Source organism: Marinobacter sp., assembly GCF_041687235.1.
GTDB lineage: Bacteria > Pseudomonadota > Gammaproteobacteria > Pseudomonadales > Oleiphilaceae > Marinobacter.
Window position 1 is genome coordinate 92,785 of sequence record NZ_JAWLCH010000011.1, and the last position, 20,403, is coordinate 113,187.

A 20,403-nucleotide genomic window follows, 5' to 3' on the forward strand; every position below is an offset into this window, starting at 1 on the left:
CGGCTCTCCTTACCGGACCATAACGGCCCTTTGTTCGCTAACCCCCTGTATAAGTTCCTGAAAGCCTACCACAGGATGCCAGTACCCCGGCATCCCCGTCCTGCTCCTGGAAAGTTCGGCTTATTGTCCGCGCTGGCTCTGAGCCTGATTTTCCAGCATCTGCTCCATCATGAGCTGCATCTGATTCATGCGGTTTTCCATCATCTCCATGCGCTGCTCGCTGTCCATCCCCGAACCACCGGCACGGTTCCCCTGGGCGTTGCCGGACTGCTTCTTGCCCTGGCCCTGGCCCTGGCCCTGATTATTCATCATGCCCTGACCCTGTTGGTTACCCATCATGCCCTGACCGTCGCCCATCATTCCCTGGCCTTGACCCATCATTCCCTGCCCCATCATGCCGCCACGCATCATCTGCATGTGCTCCTGCATGGACTCCATGTGCTTCTGTCGCAGCTGCTGGCGCTCGGCGGGGGAGTCTGCGTTCCGCATTTCCTCCCTCATCGACTGCATGCGGGCCATGTTTTCATTCATCTGCTGCATCTGTTCCTGATTCATCATCCCGCCACCGGACATCTGGCCGGAATTACCTTGCGCTAAAGCAAAAGCTGGCAGCGCCACGAACACAGAACACGCAACAAAACGGCTTAATCTGTTCATAAGATCCTCCTTATTCTCTGCATCAAATGTGCATCACCATCAGTAAAGACCACGAAACTGAACTGAGGCTGAAAAAGGGCACCGGAATCCGATTAAGTTCCCTGATGTTGACCTATGTCATCCAGGAACGCTGCAAAGGTCCGGACATGGATCATAGAAGAAAGATGCCAAACCTTTTTGTGACTGCCGCCAACGAGGCAAAGCTGGTAACAGTGACCATGGCTCCAATAGCAAGGGAAAGCCAGAAACCGAATCTGGCCATGAGGAAGGGAAACATCAGGAACATCGGCAAGGTGGGTAACACATACCAGAAGGTATACCAGGCGTGATTACTGATTTTTTCTGCTGGTTGCTGCTCAACGTAAAGCCAGATCATCGCGAGCACGGTCACCATGGGCAAGGCTGCAATCAATGCACCCAGTTTGTCACTGCGTTTGGCGACCTCAGAGATCAGGACCACCAGCGCGGCGGTTATCGCGTATTTGGTAATAAGCCATGTCATTTTGTATTCCTCCAGACAGAGCACAGTATGGATGCAACTGCCTGGAGTCTGCGAGTCTTGATGAAATAAGGGATAAGGTCGCTAGAAAGCGATTCGGGCGCCAAGCACGGCAAACCAGTCCTCCGTGCTTCCGCCCCCGGCTTCTGCCAGATCGGCGGTATCGCCGTACTTGCGCTCGTATACCACGCCTACGTAGGGCGAGAAGGCACGGTCAATCAGGTCATAACTCAGCCTGAGCCCCCACTCTGTGGAATTGAGCCCCTTGCCGACACCGATTTCCCGATCCTCCGAGAATGCCACCAGGCTTTCGAACGACGCCGACAAAATCCAGAAGTTGGTGACGAGTAATTCATATTCCGCCTCGAAGTCCACTGAGGCATCGCCTTCATCACTGATATAAAGGTTGGTATCCACCTCGAACCAGTAGGGTGCCAGCCCGGTGAGACCCAGCACGCCATAGACCCTGTCCGGACCTTCCGGGGTATCTATGCGAATACCGGCCTTGGCATCCCAGAAATCATCCACGGGCGTCTGGGCTACGAACTGGTTTTCCAGGGTTTCCCACGCATTGTGGGCTTCTTCCCACTCGCCCTCGAACAACCAGCGGAATTTCAGTTCATCGGTGCCGTAAAAGGCATCGCCTTCAATAACCGCCAGCTCCTCGTCCGAATCGCTATACCGGTACTCAAACTTCTCCGCAGACACACCCCAGAAGGTCTTGGCGGTCTGGGTCTTTTTGGCCGGATCGTCCTGGGCAATCGCTGGTGTGGACATTGCAGTCATGGCCAGGGTCAGACCGCATATTGAGGCTGTCAACCGACTCATGATTCACCTCCCTGTGTGCCACTGGGCTTGCCCTCGGCAACGGTGCTGTCCGGGCCACCTTCCACCACGATCTTGCGGAACATGCCGGAGGCGGCGTGGTAGGAAAGATGGCAATGGAACGCCCACTCACCCGGTGCATCCACCTCCGTTTCCATATAGACAGTGGTGGCCGGCGCCACGCTGATCACGTGCTTCAGGGGGTTCCACTTGCCCTCGCCCACATCAAGGATTGACCACATACCGTGCAGGTGCATAGGGTGGGTCATCATGGTCTCGTTGACGAACTTGAAGCGGACCCGCTCGCCGTACTGCAGCACAATGGGGTCCGCGTCCTCGTATTTAACGCCGTTGATACTCCACTCGTAACGTTCCATGTTGCCGGTCAGGCGCAGTTCAATCTCGCGGGTCGGCTCACGGTCTTCGTACAACGGGTTCTGTGCCCTGAGATCGGCGTAGGACAGGAATTTGCCGCCATTACTGGCGGTGGGCACCAGCCCGCTGCCCCTGGCATAGAAGGGATCTTCCGGCATGGAAGCTCCATCGCCACCACCCATACTGCCATGGCCCATGGCACTGTGATCCATCCCGGCCATTTCATCACCGTTCATGTCATCACTATTCATGCCATCATGATCCATGCCGGCCATGTCGTCATCGCTCATATCGCCATGATCCATATCGCCGTGATCCATGTGTCCGGCCATATCGGCCATGGTCAGCAGTGGCGCCTCTCGAAGCTCGGGTACTTCTGCCGTCATCCCCTCTTTTGGCGCAAGCGTTCCCCGGGCATAACCGGAGCGGCCCATGGATTCGGCGAAGATGGTGTAGGCTTTTTCATCCTTGATGCGAACGATCACATCGTAGGTTTCCGCCACGCCAATGCGGAATTCGTCCACATTGACCGGCTGCACGTTGTTGCCATCGGCCTGGACCACGGTCATTTCCAGCCCGGGAATGCGGATGTCGAAATAAGTCATGGCGGATGAGTTGATAAAGCGCAGGCGGATTCGCTCGCCCGGCTTGAACAACCCGGTCCAGTTCTGCTCCGGCCCCTTGCCGTTGATCAGCCCGGTGAAACCCTGTACATCTTCGATATCCGCTTTCATCATGCGCATATCGCCCCACATCATCCGGTCCTGCAGTGTCGCCAGGAAACCTTTCTCGCCAGACTCGGCGAAGAAATCGCCCACGGTCTGTTGCTGGCGGTTGTAGTAGTCGGCAGACATCTTCAGGTTACGCATGATGCGGTCGCCGGAATGGGGGTGCTTGTCGGTCAGCTGCACCACGTATTCCCGGTCGTAGCGGAATGGCTCTCGGCCCTCTGGCTCAATCACGATGGCCCCGTAGGCACCATTGGGTTCCTGGAAGCCGGAATGGCTGTGAAACCAGTAGGTGCCAGCCTGAACAATTGGAAACTGATAGGTGAAGGTTTCGCCGGGTTTGATACCGGGGAAGCTGATCCCGGGAACGCCATCCTGCTCAAACGGAAGAATCAGACCGTGCCAGTGGATGGACGTCATCTCATCCAGGTTGTTGGTCACGTTGATGGTGACCTCTTCCCCTTCCTTGAACCGCAGTACCGGTCCGGGTGAGGCGCCGTTATAACCGATGCCTTCCTTCACGAAATCGCCGGTGTCGATCTGCACCCGGTCAACCGAAATATCATACTCGGCGGCCGTGACCGCCATAGGTAGTAAACCGCCGAAAATGGCGGCCAGCATTCGTGTTTTCATGGAGTACACCTGTTTATTCAAACTCAATATCGCCGTACATCCCCGCCTGATAGTGCCCCGGCACGTTACAGGCAAACTCGATGTCAGCTTTTTCCGTGAAGGTCCAAACGATCTCTTTGCTCTCACCCGGCTCCAGCAGGACGCTGTTGGGATCGTCATGTTTCATGGAGTGACCATCGCCCATGTCCATTTCCATCATTTCGCGATCAATGTGGTCGCCCTTGATCACGCCGTGCTCCACCATCATCTGCATTTCCTTCTGATGGGCTTCATGCATGGACGGTGTACCAATATTGAACTCGTGAACCAGGTTGCCTTTGTTCTCCACCACAAACCGAAGGGTTTCTCCAGCTTTTACAGCAATAGACTCCGGCTCATAGTAGTTGTCGTACATGTCCACATTGATGGTTCGGGTGGCGTCCGAACCCTGTCCGGGTTCACCACTTCCAGCACCATGTCCGCCGCTGTGAGCACCGGCAGCAAAAGCGGTCGCAGACATCGACATTGAGGCCGCGAGAACCAGAAACGTTGATGCATTCATCTCGTCTTCTCCTGTGGAATAATGGGGCGGACGTGCCCGATTAATTCCGTTGAAACTTGAGTAATATCCAGAAACGATGAATACCATCGCGCACCAACCTGAATCCTTTCTGAAAAAAACGAATTATTTATCGTTCAGGCTGGATTCAGTTACGACTGGGAGACTGGCGCGCCCTGTACGACACCCTGAAAGGACAGACACATGCGTTTACTGCTCGTCGAAGATGACCGGCTGCTTGCAGATGGACTAACCAGCCAGCTGGAGAAAGCGGGGTTCAGCGTGGATACCACTTTCTCTGCCAGAGAGGCGTCGGCGCTGGCAGAGCAGGAGGAGTATCGCGCCGTGGTTCTGGATCTGGGGCTCCCGGACGGAAATGGTCTGGATGTGCTTCGCAAATGGCGAACGCGAGGCATCAGCTTTCCGGTCCTGATTTTGACCGCCCGCGGTGACTGGCAGGACAAAGTGAACGGCCTGAAGGCCGGGGCCGACGATTACCTGGCCAAACCGTTCCAGACCGAGGAGCTGATTGCGCGGCTGAACGCCATCATTCGCAGGAGCGAGGGACGGGGGCACTCACTGGTAAAGGCCGGCCAATTCGAGCTGGACGAAAATCGTCAAAGCCTGAAACTGGCCGACGGCACAGAACACAGCCTCACCGGAACCGAATTCCGCTTGCTGCGCTGCCTGATGAGTCGGCCAGGGCATGTTTTCTCGAAAGAACAGCTCATGGAGCAGCTGTACAACCTGAATGACAACCCCAGCGAAAACGTCATCGAGGCCTACATTCGAAGACTCCGGAAACTGGTAGGCACGGACACCATCTCAACACGCCGTGGCCAGGGATACCTCTTCAATGACCTTGTTTAGGAGACCGGTATCGGTCAAGGGAACCCTGCTGGCACTGCTACTGCCGGCCGGCATTCTTCTGATGGCCCTCGCATGGCTGGTGCACGGGCTGCTTCTTGACCGGATGTCCCGGGAATTTGTGGAAACACGACTCAAAGACGAAGTCGCCTTTCTTGAACACCAGATTCGCGATTCTGATGGACGGCTCGATACACTACAGACCGGGGATTATTTCCAGGAAGTTTTCCATCACGCGTTCGCTATCCATTCCGACTCCCGAACCATCATCTCCCCGGAAACCTGGGTACCTTTGTTGATGCCACTTGTGGAATCCGGGCGGGAAGGTACGCTGCGGGTCAGTGATGCTGAAATCGCCGAGGCGCCTTCCGATATCCTTGCCTACCGCAAGTCCTTCCGTGTAGACGGCAAGCCCATCGTGGTGATCGTGTCCGAGGACCTTGGCGCCCTGAGCCGCAGCCAGGCTGAGCTTCATGCCTGGACGGCTGTTGTGTCCCTGCTGCTGATCCTCCTGCTGGTTGGCGTTCTCTGGCTGGGCATCAACCTGTCCATGCGCCCCGTGGTGAGCCTCAAGGCCGCATTAAAGCGGCTGCAGGACGGCGAGATATCGCGGATTGATGTCAAAGCCCCCGAGGAGTTCCAACCTCTGGTACTGCAACTTAACCAGTTGCTCGACTCTTTGGACCAGAGGCTGGAGCGTTCCCGGGATGCGCTGGCGAATCTCTCCCACAGCGTCAAAACACCCATCGCTGCCGTTCGCCAGATACTGGAAGATACCGATCGCCCTCTCCCCAGCGACCTCAGGCAACAAATGGCCGGCAGACTCGACGATATCGACAGGCAACTCGAAGCAGAGATGCGCCGCAGCCGCTTCGCCGGCCCGCAGGTCGGCAAAAGCGCCTACCCTCTGAAACAGGCCCGGGATCTTCTCTGGATGCTCGGTCGGCTATACCCGGCAAAATCCTTCGAAATGTCCACCGTACTGACCGAAGAACGTCGCTGGCCCATCGAAGAGCACGACCTGAATGAAGTGTTGGGAAACCTCCTGGACAACGCCGGCAAGTGGTCCGAACGATTCGTGGAACTTGGCCTGAAAGAGAATGGACGAGGGTTTACCATCACCGTTGAGGACGATGGACCCGGGGCGCCTCCGGATGCCCTGGACACCCTCGGCACCCGCGGTCTTCGCCTGGACGAACAGACTCCGGGCCACGGCCTGGGGCTGGCCATCGTGCGGGAGATTACAGAGCGTTATGGTGGTACCCTGAATTTCAGCTCGGGCTCAATCGGAGGGCTCAAAGCAACGGCCTATTTTCCGGGAACCTCCGGGGGTAACAGACAGTGAAAATCGGTGAACTCGCAAAAACAACCGCCATTCCCGTTGAAACCATCCGCTACTACGAGAAGATCGGCTTGCTGCCGGAACCGGACCGGGATAACAGTGGCTATCGCTCATACCGCCATGCCCATCTGGACCGCCTCCTCTTTATCAAACGCTGCCGCAACCTGGACATGGCCCAGGACGAAATCCGCGAGCTGATCCGGCTGGCCGAGCAACCAGAGGCTGACTGCAGCGAGGTGGACGCCCTGTTGGCTCGCCATCTGACTCACGTTCGAGAACGGCTGAAAGAACTGGCGAGCCTTGAAGAAACTCTTGAGCAGCTTCAGGAAGCCTGTTCCGATGGGCGCACTGTGCGCGAATGCGGCATTCTCGGCGGGCTCAGCTCGGAGCTTGAAACACCTGAGCCCGAGGACCGCCATAACCACGTTCCCCGAACCCATGGACCGGGCCCGCACTGACGAATCCAAAGATTTTCTGCTGCAACTGTTGACCCTGTAGTTACTACAGGGTTTTAAATAAGATCACCTGAACCAAGGAGGTCTCTATGGCGTGCAGTTGCTCCGCCCCCGAACCCAAATCCCCTGCCCCGGGCTTTCGCAAAGCGTTATGGATTGCCTTGTGGGTAAACCTGGCCATGTTTGTTGTGGAAGGCATTGCCAGCCTGTCATCCGGCTCGGTGTCGCTGATGGCCGATGCCATCGATTTCTTCGGCGACAGTGCCAACTATGTCCTGTCCCTGACCGTTCTCTCGATGGGCATGCTCTGGCGCGGACGCGCGGCCATGGTCAAAGGCATCACCATGACGGTGTTCGGCCTGGTGGTCTGGGCCAGGGCAGCCTGGGTGGTACAAGCGGGCATTACACCGGAGCCGCTGACCATGGGCGCAGTCGGCCTGCTGGCCCTTACTGCTAACGTGAGCGTTGCCGCCCTACTGTTCAAGTTCCGGGAAGGCGATTCCGACATGCGTTCGGTCTGGCTGTGCAGCCGGAACGACGCCATAAGCAACATCGCCGTTATGGTGGCCGCTCTGGGTGTGTTCGGCACTGGAACGGCCTGGCCGGATCTGATCGTTGCAGCGATCATGGGTACGCTGGCAATCACCGCCGGTATCAGCGTGGTGCGTCATGCCCGCAGCGACATTGCAGAAGCCAGGGCCTGCATCGTCGAACCGGCAGGGGCCGCTTCACAGAACCGTTAAAACGCCAGGGAAATCATCACCGGGATAAACGCCAGGGCAAACAGTGTGGTGAGCAACACCGTACCCGCTGCCTGCCTTGGCGAAGTATCCAACAGCGTGGCGATGACCACGGTGTTGGCGGCGATCGGGGTGATTGAGATCAGGAACATGGCCTTGTGCACCGCCGGTTCATAAATGCCCAGAACCGCTGAATCAACCCACCAGAACACGATGGCCACCAGCGGCCAGACTACGAACTTTCCGAAAAACGCCAGTGCGGTAAAACGAACATTGCCCGCCAGCCCACGGAAACTGGTGATGCTCATGCCGATGATCATCATGCCCAGAATGCTGTACGCCCCGCGCAGGTTTTCGAACAACGGCACGAAGATATCCGGAATTCCCACGCCCCCCAGATTCAGCGAGACTGCCGCCAGGAAGGCATATATAGAGGGGAGCTTCAGCACCCGCCAGAGCGCATCCTTGATGCTGTAGCGTCCTCTCGCAGCCAGATAAAAACCTACCGAATTCTCGAACAACGTGGTGCCCAGCATGCACACAATGTAGAGCCCCAGCCCCTCTTCTCCGAACAGCAACAAAGCAACCGGTATCCCGAAGTAACCGGTATTCCCGGAACCTACGCACAAGGGAATGATGTTGGCACTGCCGTCGGTGAGAAACCTTTTTGCCAGCTTTAACTGCAAGATTCCCAGAACGGACGAGATTCCAAATACCAGAAAGGGCAGCAGGATGACTTCCGGTGAGAGGGGCGCAGCCATTACCCCGGAAAACACCACCGAAGGCGTCACGATGTACAGCATGATGCCGGCAATATGGCGGCCGCTGGCCTCAAGATAGCGACCGGCAACCCAGCCCAGGGCAACCGTTACATAAAGCGGAATCAACTTGAAGAACAGGGCAAACGCGGCGGCCATTACTACTCCACGAGGCAAGGGCAACTTCGAGCAACAAGTGCCGGAGTCTAGCACTGAACTTTATTCAGTTCGCGATATCGACCCAGTGAGAAAAGCTTAATGATTAAAGTCATTTCAAAAGATGCTTCTTTGATACCATAATTAAGAGACCACTCCAAACAGGGTCAATGCCATGAACAGCATCTTCAGGCCAGACGCCTCATCAGCCCCCTGCATGCTGGGAGAAAGCCATCCGGATATCATCCAGCAAGATGTTGCACCAGGATCAACAGCCCTGCTGAATGGCCTGAGCCGGATATTCGGTATTCGCCTGGCAGGTCACGAAAGCGATCCGGACTCACGATTTCTGGCAGACCTCACCCGCCTGTTTCACCTTTGCCGGATTGACCCGGAAACCACCCTGGAAAAACACGACACACCCTGGGCAAACGTCTACCTGATTCAGTACGGCATCCTGCGTTTGTTTCGGGAGGCACCCAACGGCAAGGTTTCCGTGCACCATTTCTTTGCCGAGGGCGATATGGTCTGGCCGGTTTTCGGCCGCAGCCGCACCGTACGAAACACCCTTTGCCTGACCTCGGTAACGCCGGTAACCGCCTGGGTGGCTGACTTTTCCGCGTTCCGGTCCGCGGTCCAGTCCTACGGTGAGGGGTTATGGCCGCAGTTCGCCCTTGCTCTGACCGAGGAAATTGCGGAGCTGACCAGCATGAGAGAGTTTCGCAAACACACCATGCCAGCGCGGGAGCGCTACGCGTTATTACTTGAGGAGTACCCGGAGCTGGTCAGGCGGGTGCCGGATAATCAACTGGCGTCGTGGCTTGGTGTTGTGCCGGCGACCTTTTCAAGGCTGAAAACCGGAGCAGCGAATAACCCGCCGTAAGGCCTCGCAACTGAACATAAAAAAGGGCAGCAAGCTTTCGCCTGCTGCCCTGAAAAACGCTCAACGCTTTGGTAATGCTTCGGATTCAGCCGTGCAGCTTCACGGCCAGTTCGGCGACGTGTCTGCCCTGGAACCGGGCAATGGCCAGCTCTTTCTCGCTGGGTTGCCGTGAACCATCGCCGCCGGCTATGGTTGACGCTCCGTAGGGCGTACCGCCATTCACTTCCGAAATATCGAAGAACTCCGGGATTCCGTAGCCCAGGGGTACAATCACCATGCCGTGGTGGGCCAGGGTGGTCCAGAATGAGCTGATGGTGTGCTCCTGGCCGCCCCCGGTGCCTGTGGACGTAAACACGCTGGCCACCTTGCCATGAAGCTTGCCTTCAGCCCACAAACCACCAGTCTGGTCCAGGAAAGTACGCATCTGGCCGGCCATGTTGCCGAACCGGGTCGGCGTGCCGAAAATCACGGCATCGTATTCTGCCAGCTCTTTCGGGTCGGCCACCGGCGCTTCCTGGTCTGCCTTTCCGCCAGCGCCCAAAAATGCCTGGTCGGCCATGGTTTCGGGAACACGCTTGACGGTCACTTCAGCACCACCAACACCTTTGGCGCCTTCGGCAATCGTGTTGGCCATCGTTTCAATGTGACCATACATGGAGTAATAGAGCACAAGTACTTTTGCCATCAGGAGAACCTCCTCTGTCGTTGATCTGTTATACGCATCCTAACCAGAGGCAGACGTTGGAGAAATCGGAAGTTTTCCGACAGGTTATTCAGTTTTTCTGAACAGGATCACAGGAGATTGATCGATGGTCATTGCGTACACGTGTACGCTCAAGTATTTTATTGCCATGACTTATACGGAAGACTCTTCGATGACAACAGCCCCGGCTCATACTATCCATCACAATATCGAGGAATGGCTGAACAGCGCCACCCACGGTCTGGGTGCCCTGTTGAGCGTCATCGGTACCGTGGCATTGATCGCCGGTGCCAGCCAGCTTGGCGATGCGTGGAAGATAGTCAGTTTCAGTATTTTCGGCGCTTCCCTGATCTTGCTGTACCTGTCATCGGCCCTGTACCACGGTGCCCGACGGCCTGAACTGAAACGGGTATTCAAAACCCTTGATCATTGCGCCATTTTTCTGTTGATTGCCGGCACCTACACGCCGTTTCTGCTTGTAAACATGAGGGGGACCGTAGGCTGGACACTGTTCGCAGTGATCTGGTCACTGGCGATCACCGGCGTGATTCTTAAGGTTATTTTCAAGAACCGCTTCAAGCTTGCCAGGGTTGGTATCTATATCGCCATGGGCTGGCTGATCACGTTCGCCTCCTCCGATCTGGTGGCCAACCTGAGTGAGACAGCCCTCAACCTGACGATTGCCGGCGGCATTGTGTATACCGCTGGTGTGGCCTTCTATCTGGCCGACCGCATCCCTTACATGCACGCAATCTGGCACCTGTTCGTTATTGGCGGCAGCGCCTGCCATTTCAGCGCCATCTATTTTGGCGTTCTACCCTACGTCGCCTGATGGGCCTGGCAAACAGCGTTATTTTAGGCCCTGCATGGTTCTGAACCGCCGGAAATGATTGGCTACCTCCACTGCGCCAGCCTCCCGAACACCTACCCATTTCGGGATATCACTATCGCATCCAACTGATTTTATTGGCTTTTAATGAACGAAAACAGGCCTGGATTTTCACCAAAAAACCGACCGACTGTCTCGTCATTTTGTCTTTGAGAAATATCAAGAATCCCTCCCCGCCTCGCTAAGCACAATGGTGTCGAGAAGCCCGGAAGCCGACAGATACGCGGCCAGGGGCGTGTTAACCGAGGGAGTCAAAATCATGGCCAAAACCAACGCAGACATCGAACACTGGGATGTCGAGAGCGAAGAATTCTGGGAGCGGGAGGGCAAGCGCATTGCTTCCCGCAACCTGTGGATTTCCATCCCCAGCCTGCTGATGGGCTTTGCCGTCTGGCTGATGTGGGGAATGATCACCACCCAGATGAAGAACCTGGGGTTTCCTTTCACGATTGATCAGCTGTTTACCCTGTCTGCGATTGCAGGCCTGTCTGGCGCCACCCTGCGGATCCCCGCCTCGTTCATGATCAAGATCGCCGGCGGACGAAACACGGTGTTCCTGACCACCGCCCTGCTGATGATTCCGGCTGCCGGCACAGGCATCGCCCTGATGAACCCGGACACCCCCTTCATCGTGTTCCAGGCTCTGGCACTGCTTTCCGGTATCGGTGGGGGTAACTTTGCCTGCTCCATGAGCAACATCAGCACCTTCTATCCGAAAAGCAAACAGGGCTATGGCCTGGGCATGAACGCCGGGCTGGGCAACTTCGGCGTAACCACCATGCAAGTGGTCATTCCGTTGGTGATGACCGTGGGCATCTTTGGCGCCCTGGCCGGTGACCCGATGCAGCTGCAGAGCCCGAGCGGCACTCTGATTGGCCGCATTGAGGCGGGCACTGACACCTGGATCCAGAACGCCGGGTTTATCTGGCTGGTGTTCCTGATTCCGCTGGCGTTCGCCAGCTGGTTTGGCATGAACAACCTGAAAGTGGTTACTCCGAATCCAGGTAACCCGCTCTCGGCGTTTGGCAAGATTCTCGGACTTTATGGTGTCGGCATTCTGGCCTCTATCGCAGGCGTCTGGGCCCTCAGTGTACTGAATATGTGGCTGGCCCTGCCCCTGACTATCGTGCTTACTCTGATCCTGCTGCGGTTGATTCCGGGCGACATCAAGCCCAACATCCAGAACCAGTTTGCGATCTTCAGCAACAAGCACACCTGGTCCATGACCGTGCTCTACATTCTCACCTTCGGATCATTCATCGGCTTCTCCGCCGCACTGCCGCTGTCCATTAGCGTTATCTTCGGTAACATGATGGAAGTGGCGTCCGATGGCACTGTGATCCGGGTAGTTAACCCTGATGCGCCGAGCGCACTGACCTGGGCCTGGATGGGACCGTTTGTAGGTGCGCTGATTCGCCCCGTGGGCGGTTGGATTTCCGACAAGGTGGGCGGATCCATCGTTACCCAGATCATCTCGGTTGTGATGGTTGCGGCATCCGTGGCAACCGGCTATGTGATGATGCTGGCCTACAACTCCACCGACCCGAACGCTTACTTCGCGCCCTTCCTGGTTCTGTTCATCATCATGTTCGCCGCCAGCGGTATCGGCAATGGCTCCACCTTCCGCAGCATCGGCGTCATCTTCAACCAGCAGCAGAAGGGCCCGGTACTGGGCTGGACCTCAGCGGTTGCGGCCTACGGCGCGTTCATCGCACCTCGCGTGATGGGCCAGGAGATCCAGGCTGGCACTCCGGAAGTCGCCATGTACGGATTTGCGGTGTTCTATGCACTTTGCCTGGTGGTTAACTGGTGGTTCTACCTGCGCAAGAATGCGTATATCAAGAATCCCTGATGCTCAGACGTTGAAAAGGCCTCCTTCCGGAGGCCTTTTTGCTTTCCAGCCCTTAGTTTGAAGTCGTCTTTTGCGCCCGTCTCCTTTTCCTCGCAACACCCAACCCCAACAGCCCAGACATCAGGAGCAGGCCAGTACCTGGTTCCGGGACTCTGTGAACCTCCTGCGCCAGATTAAAGGAGGTCAGCACCACTGAGCCCTGCTCGGCCTGCCGAATTCCGAGGTCATCATCACGCCAGAGATACTGATAATCGAAAACCCCATAGTTGCCATCAATTTCCCCAGGTTTCGGGTCACTCCATGAAATGGTCTGTTCCAGAGAATCGTTAACCAGAAAGTCTATCAGCGAGGAACTAATCCTTAGTTGCTGCAAAAGGTAAGTTCTTGCATTGATCGAGTCACTCTCACGGATGCGGTCCTGAACCGTTAACACATCTGTCAGACCCTCGTTATTGATTATCACAGCGTCCTCTACGAGAAAACCGCTAAGGTCATCCGGCAACCCGAAATTGAAGTCATTCAGGGATAGTGAGACCCACTCAAGAGATGAGGCAAACCTACTTTGTTCCGGATTCGCCTCAGAATCAGCCGGGGCATTGGCTAAGTCTAACGTCAGTGATCCAGTAACATTCTGCCCCTCGTTCTCACCCGCACTCACGTAGCCAGTAAAGTTCCCGGTAATAACCGTCGCTCCTGCTGTGAGCGGTAAACAGGACAACCCTGCAACCAACATTAGTTTGGACATTGTTGTTATCACATTTCCCTCCTTGTATTTCGTTCGCCTGTTCATCCTAGCAATCGGTTACATAATGTTACGGAACTATGTCTTATTTCTTGCCATGTCCAAATACCAAAAAAGCCCGCAGGGATTACTCCGTGCGGGCTTTTGGTTGGGTTGAACTCAGGTGGACGCGGCGGTCTGCCGGCGACGTTCCTCTTCCTCAATCTGCAGATCCACAGAAGACACGTGGTATTCCTCGGAGAATCCGCTTTCCGGCTCTTTCAGCCACATCATGCACAGCAACCAGCTTATAAACGCACCACCGGCAATGATGTAGAAGAACTGGGTCGGGGTTACGAAGGTGAAGATCGTCAGGTAAACCACCGCACCCACGTTGCCGTACGCCCCGGCCATCCCGGAGATCTGCCCGGTAAGACGCCGTTTGATAGAGGGGATAATGCCAAAGGTTGCGCCCTCGGCACCCTGCACGAAAAACGAGGTGAATACGGTAATGCCCACGGCAATGATCAGCGGCCAGTTGGAGTTCATCAAGCCCATGAGCGCGAAGCCAACCGAGATGCCGAACATGTAGCTGAGCATCACGAACCGGCGGTTACCCATCCGGTCTGAAACCAGGCCCCCCATCGGGCGTGCAACCAGATTCACGAAGGCAAACGAGGCAGCTATCAGGCCCGCTGCGGTAGCGCTGAGACTCCAGGTTTCCTCGAAGAACATCGGCAGCATGGACACCACCGCCAGCTCGGCACCAAAGTTCGCGAAATAGGTGCTGTTCAGGGCAGCCACACTGTTGAACGGATACTTGTCATCCTCGGGCACACCTTTTTTGAGGATGGGCACGTTCACCCGCAGGATCTGGATAATCTGGTAGACCACAATAGCGACGATCACCGCATAACAGATGGCGGCTCCAGTGGCACTCAGGTAACCCATGTTCTCGATCCGCCATACCAGGATGGCCAGTACACCCACCAGGGGGATGGTCCAGAGGATCAGCTTGATCATGTCGCCCCAGCTGCTGACTTCCAGCGCTACCGCCTTGCGCGGCTTGCGATGAACGGTGCCCTCGGGGCCGTCGGTGATCGCGAACCAGTAATAAACGCCATAGCCGGCCATTACGATCGCGCTCTGGGCGATGGCCCAGCGCCAGCCGTCGTCACCGCCATACATGTGCAAGGCAATTGTTGGCAGGGTAATGGCTGCCGCGGCAGAGCCGAAGTTGCCCCAGCCGGCATAGAAACCCTCGGCAAAGCCGATGTCTTTTGGCTTGAACCACATGGCGGTCATATGGATGCCCACCACAAAGCTGGCGCCGATGGAGCTGAGCACCAGGCGGCTGACCAGCAGTTGCGTCATGGTGTTACCAAAAGCGAACACCAGCGCCGGGATGGACATCAGCACCATCAGTACCGAGAACACGCGACGGGGACCAAAACGGTCCAGAGCCATGCCCACGATGATCCGGGCTGGTATCGTCAGCGCCACGTTACAGATGGCGAACAGACGAAGGTCATCGGCGGTGAGCCAGTCGACGCTCTTGAGCATACTCGACGCCAGCGGCGCCATGTTGAACCACACATAGAACGTAATAAAGAATGCAATCCAGGTCAGGTGCAGGGCCCTGATCTCCGGATCCTTGACGTGGAAAACGTCTGCGACTTTCATGTCAGCCTCCCCGGGCTTTCAGATACAGAAACGGTTATTGGCCAGACTCAACGACTGGGCAGAATCAAAAGTGGGCACTGGATGCGGCGAGCGAGGAAGGAACTCACGCTACCGAAGGTCATGTAGTCCAGTTCGTCCACGAAATAGGTCAATGAGCGGGCAATGAAACCACCGTCCGGCTCATGGCTGTGGCGCGCGATAACCAGCATCTCCGGGAGGACTTTTTTCTCGGCCGCGAACAACAACATCTTGCGGGCATCGCCTTCCAGCAGCATCGTTTCGGCAGAGATCTGCTCCTGTTCGCAGACCTCCAGGGCCTCGGCGAGATGCTTTTTGAGGTCGGCAACCTCCTGCTGAAACAGATCTTCGTTTCCGGAGGTGATATCCCGGGGATTTTCAGCCACCGCAACCAGGCTGATCACGGGTTTGAGATCGCGGAACATGGTGATGGTCTGGGCCAGTGCCAACCTGGCATTTCGCGAGCCGTCGTAGGCAATCATGATTTTCATTCTGGGGTTCTCCCGAAGGCGTTTTCGGTGCCCTTTCAAAGGGCACTTTCATGGAACATCCATTGATATCTGTCAGCATTAGCCCACACTCCGGTACTGCCCATAATTGACGTAAATCAACGTTGGCAAGGCGTACCCCACCAGAGAAATCAAGGGGCTATCCCCCAGGCCCTGAAAACCTCCAATGGACTACCACCACTGCACCCAGCAGGAGGTACCTCCAATGCCCCGCATCAAAAAACCGGGTTTTTGGTAAGGTTCAAGAGGTGTTTTCAGGGGGCATCTCATGGATGTCCGAAGGGAGGGGAAGAGCATGGCCAACAGCCCGTCAAAACCAGAGCAATACCGTGCCCTCGGCTTATCCACCTTTGCCTTCACCCTGTGCTTTGCGGTGTGGACCATTTTTTCCATCATCGGGATCCGTATCAGCGAGGATCTCGGGCTGTCAGACACCCAGCTCGGCCTTCTGATGGCCACACCCATTCTCACGGGCTCAATCAGCCGGCTGTTCCTGGGCATCTGGACGGATCGCTACGGCGGCCGCTGGGTATTCGGCATTCTGATGCTTACCACCGCCGCCTGTGTTTACCTGCTGACCTTCGCAACCACCTACATCATGCTTCTGGTGGGCGCTCTGGGGGTTGGCCTGGCCGGTGGCGCCTTTATTGTTGGTGTGGCCTATACCGCAGCGTGGTTCGAGCCAGAACGCCAGGGAACCGCCCTGGGGATTTTCGGCGCAGGTAACGTGGGCGCTGCAGTGACCAACTTTGGCGCCCCGTTCCTGCTGGTCGCGTTCGGGTGGGAAACAACGGCCCAGATCTACGCCACGGTACTGGCAGTCATGGGTGTGGTCTTCATCCTGCTGGCAAAAGAAGATCCCCTGGCTGCGGAGCGGGCGGGTGGCAAGGCCAAATCCTTCCTGGAGCAAATGGAGCCTCTCCGGGAGCTGAGAGTCTGGCGGTTTGCCCTGTATTACTTCTTTGTGTTCGGGGCGTTTGTCGCCCTGGCGCTCTGGCTGCCCCACTTCCTGATCGGCGTTTACGGCCTGGATATCAAAACCGCCGGCATCATTGCTGCGCTCTACACCATTCCCGCATCCCTGTTCCGGATTCTCGGCGGTTGGATGTCCGACCGCTTCGGGGCCCGCCGGGTCATGTACTGGACCTTTGGCGCCTCGGTTATCTGTACCTTTCTGCTGAGCTATCCGCCCACCGATTACGTGGTGCACGGGATAGAGGGTGATATCCGGTTTACCCTGTCGATGAGCCTGCCCATGTTCGTGGCACTGATCTTCATCCTCGGTTTCTTCATGTCCCTGGGTAAAGCGGCGGTCTACAAACACATTCCTGTGTACTACCCCATGCACGTCGGCGCTGTGGGAGGCGTGGTCGGAATGATTGGCGGGCTGGGGGGATTCATCCTGCCGCTGACCTTCGGCGTGCTGAACGACCTCACAGGCATCTGGCAGAGCTGTTTTATGTTGATGTTCGTGATTGTCGCCGCGGCCCTGGCGTGGATGCACTATGCGATCCGGTCGGCCGAGCGGGTCGAGTGGGCCGCCAACGAGGAAAGAACGGATTTGCCGGAACTGGCCTCGCCACAGCTCTTCTACCCGCTGAATCGCAAAAAACCGCAGGAACCCCTGATCCAGCCGCCCCGGGGATAGATCTGACGGCTTGGCGTATAATCGGCCCTTTAGACGAGATGGCGAGGAATCAATGGCAAAGTGGCTGGTAAAATCCGAACCTTCCGAATGTGGCATTGATGATTTTGCCGCAGCCCGGGATGGGGTGATCCCGTGGGACGGCGTGCGTAATTATCAGGCCCGGAATTTCCTGGCCCGCATGGCCGAAGGTGACGAGGTCTTTCTTTACCACTCAAGCTGCCGGCACATCGGCATTGCCGGCATTGTGAAGGTCATTCGCAGCGCCTACCCGGACCCGACCCAGTTCGATCCCGAATCGCCTTATTACGACGCCAAGAGCATGGCGGAGAAGCCTCGCTGGCAAGCCGTGGACATGAAGTATGTCCGCACACTGCCGAGGCTGATTCCGCTGGACGAGCTGAAATCCACGACGGGGCTCGGCGATCTGCCATTGGTCAGGAAGGGCAACCGGCTTTCCGTTATGCCGGTAACCGAAGAACAATGGCAGATCATCCTCAGCCAGGTTTAGAAACCTCGGGTAACGGCTTTACTTATTCATCATGGGGAATCGGATCCGGGCTCCGATCCCAGCCCACCAGAGCCAGAGTAGCCACTACCCCGATCAACAGCCCCATCCAGGGTTCGAAGAACGCAAGAGCCGCGCCAATCAGAACGACAGTCCCCCTCGATGCGTTATCCCTCGGGATCGACATGGCAATGTAGGCGCAGGCAAAGCCGGTAAGCACCAGCGTCAGCGAGAGGGCAACCCCCAGCAGCGGCTTGAGTCCAGTCAGCAGTGGCAAGAGGAAGAAGATAAACGGCAGGCCCATCAGGTAGTAAGAGGCCAGGCCGCTGTGCAGGCTGTTCATGGCCTTTGGCCCCTGCTTCCAGCGCTGCACCACGATGACGTGCACGCCGGTCCAGACCGCGCCCTGGGTCGGAAAGAATGGCGCCACAATGCCCATGATTGCGTTTCGGATTGACAGGGAGAAATGGGTGCGGTTGAGGTTGATATCCACGTGCTCGTCTTTGCGCACCTTCAATCCTTCCCGAAGCACTTCGTTACCGGTGACCAGATCGCCGAACAGGATAATGTAGGCAATCAGCGCCAGGGGAATACTCTGGATAATCATTTCCTGGGACGGCCAGCCAATGGCCAGCGGGGAAACCTTCGCCAATGCCTCGCCCAGGGGCGGTATCAGGAACCCCCACTGGATCTCGAAGTTCACCTCGCCTACCAGCGGCCCGACAATAGCCGCAGCCAGGAAGCCCGGCAAAAGGCCCAAGGAGCCCAGCATGAAAAAGAAGCGGTTGCGTTCCTTCAGCTTTTGCATCGGAATCGAGAAGGTAAAAATCAGGCAGATGGCGCAGGCAAGGCCGGTTGCAATGGGCTGCTCTAGCAGGAAGCGCTCGGCATCGTCCACGAACACCCGCTTCAGTGCGGCGATCGAAGCCCCGAGGATAATGCCTGCCTTGAGCGTATCCGGTAGCCAGATCACGAAACGGCGACCCAGGCCGGTTATCCCGAGAAACAGCACGAGGGTGGCAAATACCAGGCTCAGTGCGGTCATTGCCTGGAATCGGCTGACCGGATCCTCGTAGCCGCCGATTACGAAGGCCAGAATCAGCGGCAGCGCGGGGGTAATCCAGCCTCCGGCATAGGGTTCGCCGAAGACGATCACCGCTGAGGCAATGAGGGAGGCGTGGATCATGGATAACGCGACGGCTTCTTCAAAACTCAGACCGAAGAACGCGGTCATCACGGGGATCAGCGCCAGGCCAGTAGCAGCAGAAACAAACAGCCCCTGCAGGAATTCGGACCAGCACAGGCGTGTGTGATAAAACGGCACGCGGAAGGTAAACGGCCCCCAGCGCCAGCCGGCTAACTCCGGTCTGTCTTCCATGGAATGTCACTCGCTTTTGATATTGTTGTTTGTGACCTGATTATGGAAAGGGTTTGCCCATCGCACGAATGAATCTTTCTGATCAACCTGAATAAATATCATTTATCACGGCAAGCGCACGGCGGTTGACAGTACACGAACATCATTCAGGCTATTCAATCGTGCCATAGCCCTTTAAAATCCGGCCCTCCCCCGAATCATCTGGAGCCGTTGTCCGCCATGTCGTCCCAATTAAGCCCCGCCTCCGGTTTCGAGAAACTTCGCCGTATTGAATCCAGCAAGATGTTTCAGGGCGCTGTCATCGCCATCATCATCCTGTCGGCACTGACCATTGGCGCGAAAACCTATAACCTGCCACCGCTGGTGGAAAGGTCTCTCAGCGTGATGGATAACGCCATTACGCTGTTTTTCCTGGTGGAAATCCTGTTCCGGTTTGGCGTCTGCGCCAACAAGAAGCGCTTTCTTTTCGACGGATGGAACCTGTTCGATACCCTGGTGGTCATCGGCAGCCTGATTCCTCTCGATAATTCTGAAGCTGTCCTGCTGGGCCGGCTTTTGCGGGTATTCCGGGTGTTACGCCTGGTATCGGTGGTGCCGGAACTCCGGTTCCTGATCAACTCGCTGCTCAAAGCCATTCCCCGCATGGGCTACATCGCCCTGCTGATGTTCATCATTTTCTATATCTACGCGGCCATGGGCTCAATGTTTTTCGCAGACGTGGATGAGTTTCTCTGGGGTGATGTATCGATTGCCATGCTGACTCTGTTCCGGGTAGCCACGTTTGAAGACTGGACGGATGTGATGTACGCAACAATGGAGCAGTACCCGCTCAGCTGGATTTACTACCTGACGTTTATCTTCCTGACCGCCTTCGTATTCCTGAACATGATGATCGGCGCCATTCTTGAGGTTATGAGCGAGGAGCAGAACGCAAAACAGGCCCAGAAGGCCCATGATGAGAGGGATGAGATTGCCCGCCAGCTCCAGGCCGTTCAGGTACAACTGGCGGAGCTGACGAAGCAGGTCAGCGAAAAACGCTGA

At 56.6% G+C, this 20,403-nt stretch carries 21 protein-coding genes; 10 read left to right on the forward strand and 11 right to left on the reverse strand.

The window, feature by feature from the left end:
- Positions 1–120: 120 nt before the first annotated feature.
- From ACESMK_RS14985 to ACESMK_RS15005, 5 genes are all read right to left on the reverse strand, one after another.
- Positions 121–657 (reverse strand): hypothetical protein, encoded by a 537-nt coding sequence (locus ACESMK_RS14985; RefSeq protein WP_373000427.1) that lies wholly within the window; start codon positions 655–657, stop codon positions 121–123.
- Between the two features lie 151 nt (positions 658–808).
- On the reverse strand, positions 809–1,159 hold the full coding sequence (locus tag ACESMK_RS14990) for a DUF3147 family protein (RefSeq protein WP_373000430.1): 351 nt from the start codon (positions 1,157–1,159) through the stop codon (positions 809–811).
- Between the two features lie 81 nt (positions 1,160–1,240).
- A complete protein-coding gene (locus ACESMK_RS14995; protein ID WP_373000433.1) occupies positions 1,241–1,984 on the reverse strand; it encodes a copper resistance protein B in 744 nt (247 codons plus the stop codon).
- On the reverse strand, positions 1,981–3,717 hold the full coding sequence (locus ACESMK_RS15000) for a copper resistance system multicopper oxidase (protein ID WP_373000436.1): 1,737 nt from the start codon (positions 3,715–3,717) through the stop codon (positions 1,981–1,983). Before ACESMK_RS15000 ends, ACESMK_RS14995 begins: the two co-directional genes overlap by 4 nt.
- Before the next feature lie 13 nt (positions 3,718–3,730).
- Positions 3,731–4,258, reverse strand: a complete 528-nt coding sequence (locus ACESMK_RS15005; protein ID WP_373000439.1) for a cupredoxin domain-containing protein — start codon at positions 4,256–4,258, stop codon at positions 3,731–3,733.
- A 201-nt stretch (positions 4,259–4,459) separates the two neighbouring features.
- Here ACESMK_RS15005 and ACESMK_RS15010 point away from each other — a divergent pair, with 201 nt between their 5' ends.
- From ACESMK_RS15010 to ACESMK_RS15025, 4 genes are all read left to right on the forward strand, one after another.
- Positions 4,460–5,125 carry a response regulator gene (locus ACESMK_RS15010; RefSeq protein ID WP_373000442.1) on the forward strand — a complete coding sequence of 222 codons (666 nt, stop codon included), beginning with the start codon at positions 4,460–4,462 and terminating at the stop codon, positions 5,123–5,125.
- On the forward strand, positions 5,112–6,467 hold the full coding sequence (locus tag ACESMK_RS15015; RefSeq protein ID WP_373000445.1) for a sensor histidine kinase: 1,356 nt from the start codon (positions 5,112–5,114) through the stop codon (positions 6,465–6,467). The genes ACESMK_RS15010 and ACESMK_RS15015 overlap by 14 nt, the downstream gene beginning before the upstream one ends.
- Positions 6,464–6,922 (forward strand): Cd(II)/Pb(II)-responsive transcriptional regulator, encoded by a 459-nt coding sequence (cadR, locus tag ACESMK_RS15020; RefSeq protein WP_373000448.1) that lies wholly within the window; start codon positions 6,464–6,466, stop codon positions 6,920–6,922. The genes ACESMK_RS15015 and cadR overlap by 4 nt, the downstream gene beginning before the upstream one ends.
- Before the next feature lie 86 nt (positions 6,923–7,008).
- Positions 7,009–7,662, forward strand: coding sequence for a cation transporter (locus tag ACESMK_RS15025; protein ID WP_372988445.1), 654 nt, complete (start codon positions 7,009–7,011; stop codon positions 7,660–7,662).
- Here ACESMK_RS15025 and ACESMK_RS15030 read toward each other — a convergent pair.
- Positions 7,659–8,576, reverse strand: coding sequence for an AEC family transporter (locus ACESMK_RS15030; protein WP_373000451.1), 918 nt, complete (start codon positions 8,574–8,576; stop codon positions 7,659–7,661). The genes ACESMK_RS15025 and ACESMK_RS15030 overlap by 4 nt on opposite strands.
- Positions 8,577–8,748: 172 nt before the next feature.
- On the opposite strand from ACESMK_RS15030, the gene ACESMK_RS15035 reads away from it, so the two are divergent.
- Positions 8,749–9,456: a Crp/Fnr family transcriptional regulator gene (locus ACESMK_RS15035; RefSeq protein ID WP_373000454.1), complete on the forward strand. Its 708-nt coding sequence runs from the start codon at positions 8,749–8,751 to the stop codon at positions 9,454–9,456.
- An 85-nt stretch (positions 9,457–9,541) separates the two neighbouring features.
- Here ACESMK_RS15035 and wrbA read toward each other — a convergent pair whose 3' ends face one another.
- Positions 9,542–10,141, reverse strand: a complete 600-nt coding sequence (wrbA, locus tag ACESMK_RS15040; protein ID WP_373000456.1) for an NAD(P)H:quinone oxidoreductase — start codon at positions 10,139–10,141, stop codon at positions 9,542–9,544.
- A gap of 166 nt (positions 10,142–10,307) precedes the next feature.
- On the opposite strand from wrbA, the gene trhA reads away from it, so the two are divergent.
- Positions 10,308–10,991 (forward strand): PAQR family membrane homeostasis protein TrhA, encoded by a 684-nt coding sequence (gene trhA, locus ACESMK_RS15045; RefSeq protein WP_373000517.1) that lies wholly within the window; start codon positions 10,308–10,310, stop codon positions 10,989–10,991.
- A 316-nt stretch (positions 10,992–11,307) separates the two neighbouring features.
- Positions 11,308–12,900: an antiporter gene (locus ACESMK_RS15050; RefSeq protein WP_373000459.1), complete on the forward strand. Its 1,593-nt coding sequence runs from the start codon at positions 11,308–11,310 to the stop codon at positions 12,898–12,900.
- Positions 12,901–12,952: 52 nt separating this feature from the next.
- Here ACESMK_RS15050 and ACESMK_RS15055 read toward each other — a convergent pair whose 3' ends face one another.
- The 3 genes from ACESMK_RS15055 to ACESMK_RS15065 all read right to left on the reverse strand — a co-directional run bounded on the left by ACESMK_RS15055 (position 12,953) and on the right by ACESMK_RS15065 (position 15,813).
- Positions 12,953–13,657: a PEP-CTERM sorting domain-containing protein gene (locus tag ACESMK_RS15055; RefSeq protein ID WP_373000462.1), complete on the reverse strand. Its 705-nt coding sequence runs from the start codon at positions 13,655–13,657 to the stop codon at positions 12,953–12,955.
- Positions 13,658–13,801: 144 nt separating this feature from the next.
- A complete protein-coding gene (locus ACESMK_RS15060; protein WP_373000465.1) occupies positions 13,802–15,304 on the reverse strand; it encodes an MFS transporter in 1,503 nt (500 codons plus the stop codon).
- 47 nt (positions 15,305–15,351) lie between these two features.
- Entirely contained in the window at positions 15,352–15,813 is a 462-nt protein-coding gene (locus ACESMK_RS15065) for a universal stress protein (RefSeq protein WP_373000467.1), read from the reverse strand.
- 313 nt (positions 15,814–16,126) lie between these two features.
- On the opposite strand from ACESMK_RS15065, the gene ACESMK_RS15070 reads away from it, so the two are divergent.
- Positions 16,127–17,479 (forward strand): MFS transporter, encoded by a 1,353-nt coding sequence (locus tag ACESMK_RS15070; protein ID WP_373000470.1) that lies wholly within the window; start codon positions 16,127–16,129, stop codon positions 17,477–17,479.
- Positions 17,480–17,531: 52 nt separating this feature from the next.
- Positions 17,532–17,987: an EVE domain-containing protein gene (locus ACESMK_RS15075; RefSeq protein ID WP_373000473.1), complete on the forward strand. Its 456-nt coding sequence runs from the start codon at positions 17,532–17,534 to the stop codon at positions 17,985–17,987.
- A 22-nt stretch (positions 17,988–18,009) separates the two neighbouring features.
- Here ACESMK_RS15075 and ACESMK_RS15080 read toward each other — a convergent pair whose 3' ends face one another.
- Positions 18,010–19,362, reverse strand: a complete 1,353-nt coding sequence (locus tag ACESMK_RS15080; RefSeq protein WP_373000476.1) for a hypothetical protein — start codon at positions 19,360–19,362, stop codon at positions 18,010–18,012.
- Between the two features lie 219 nt (positions 19,363–19,581).
- Here ACESMK_RS15080 and ACESMK_RS15085 point away from each other — a divergent pair, with 219 nt between their 5' ends.
- Positions 19,582–20,403: an ion transporter gene (locus ACESMK_RS15085; RefSeq protein WP_373000479.1), complete on the forward strand. Its 822-nt coding sequence runs from the start codon at positions 19,582–19,584 to the stop codon at positions 20,401–20,403.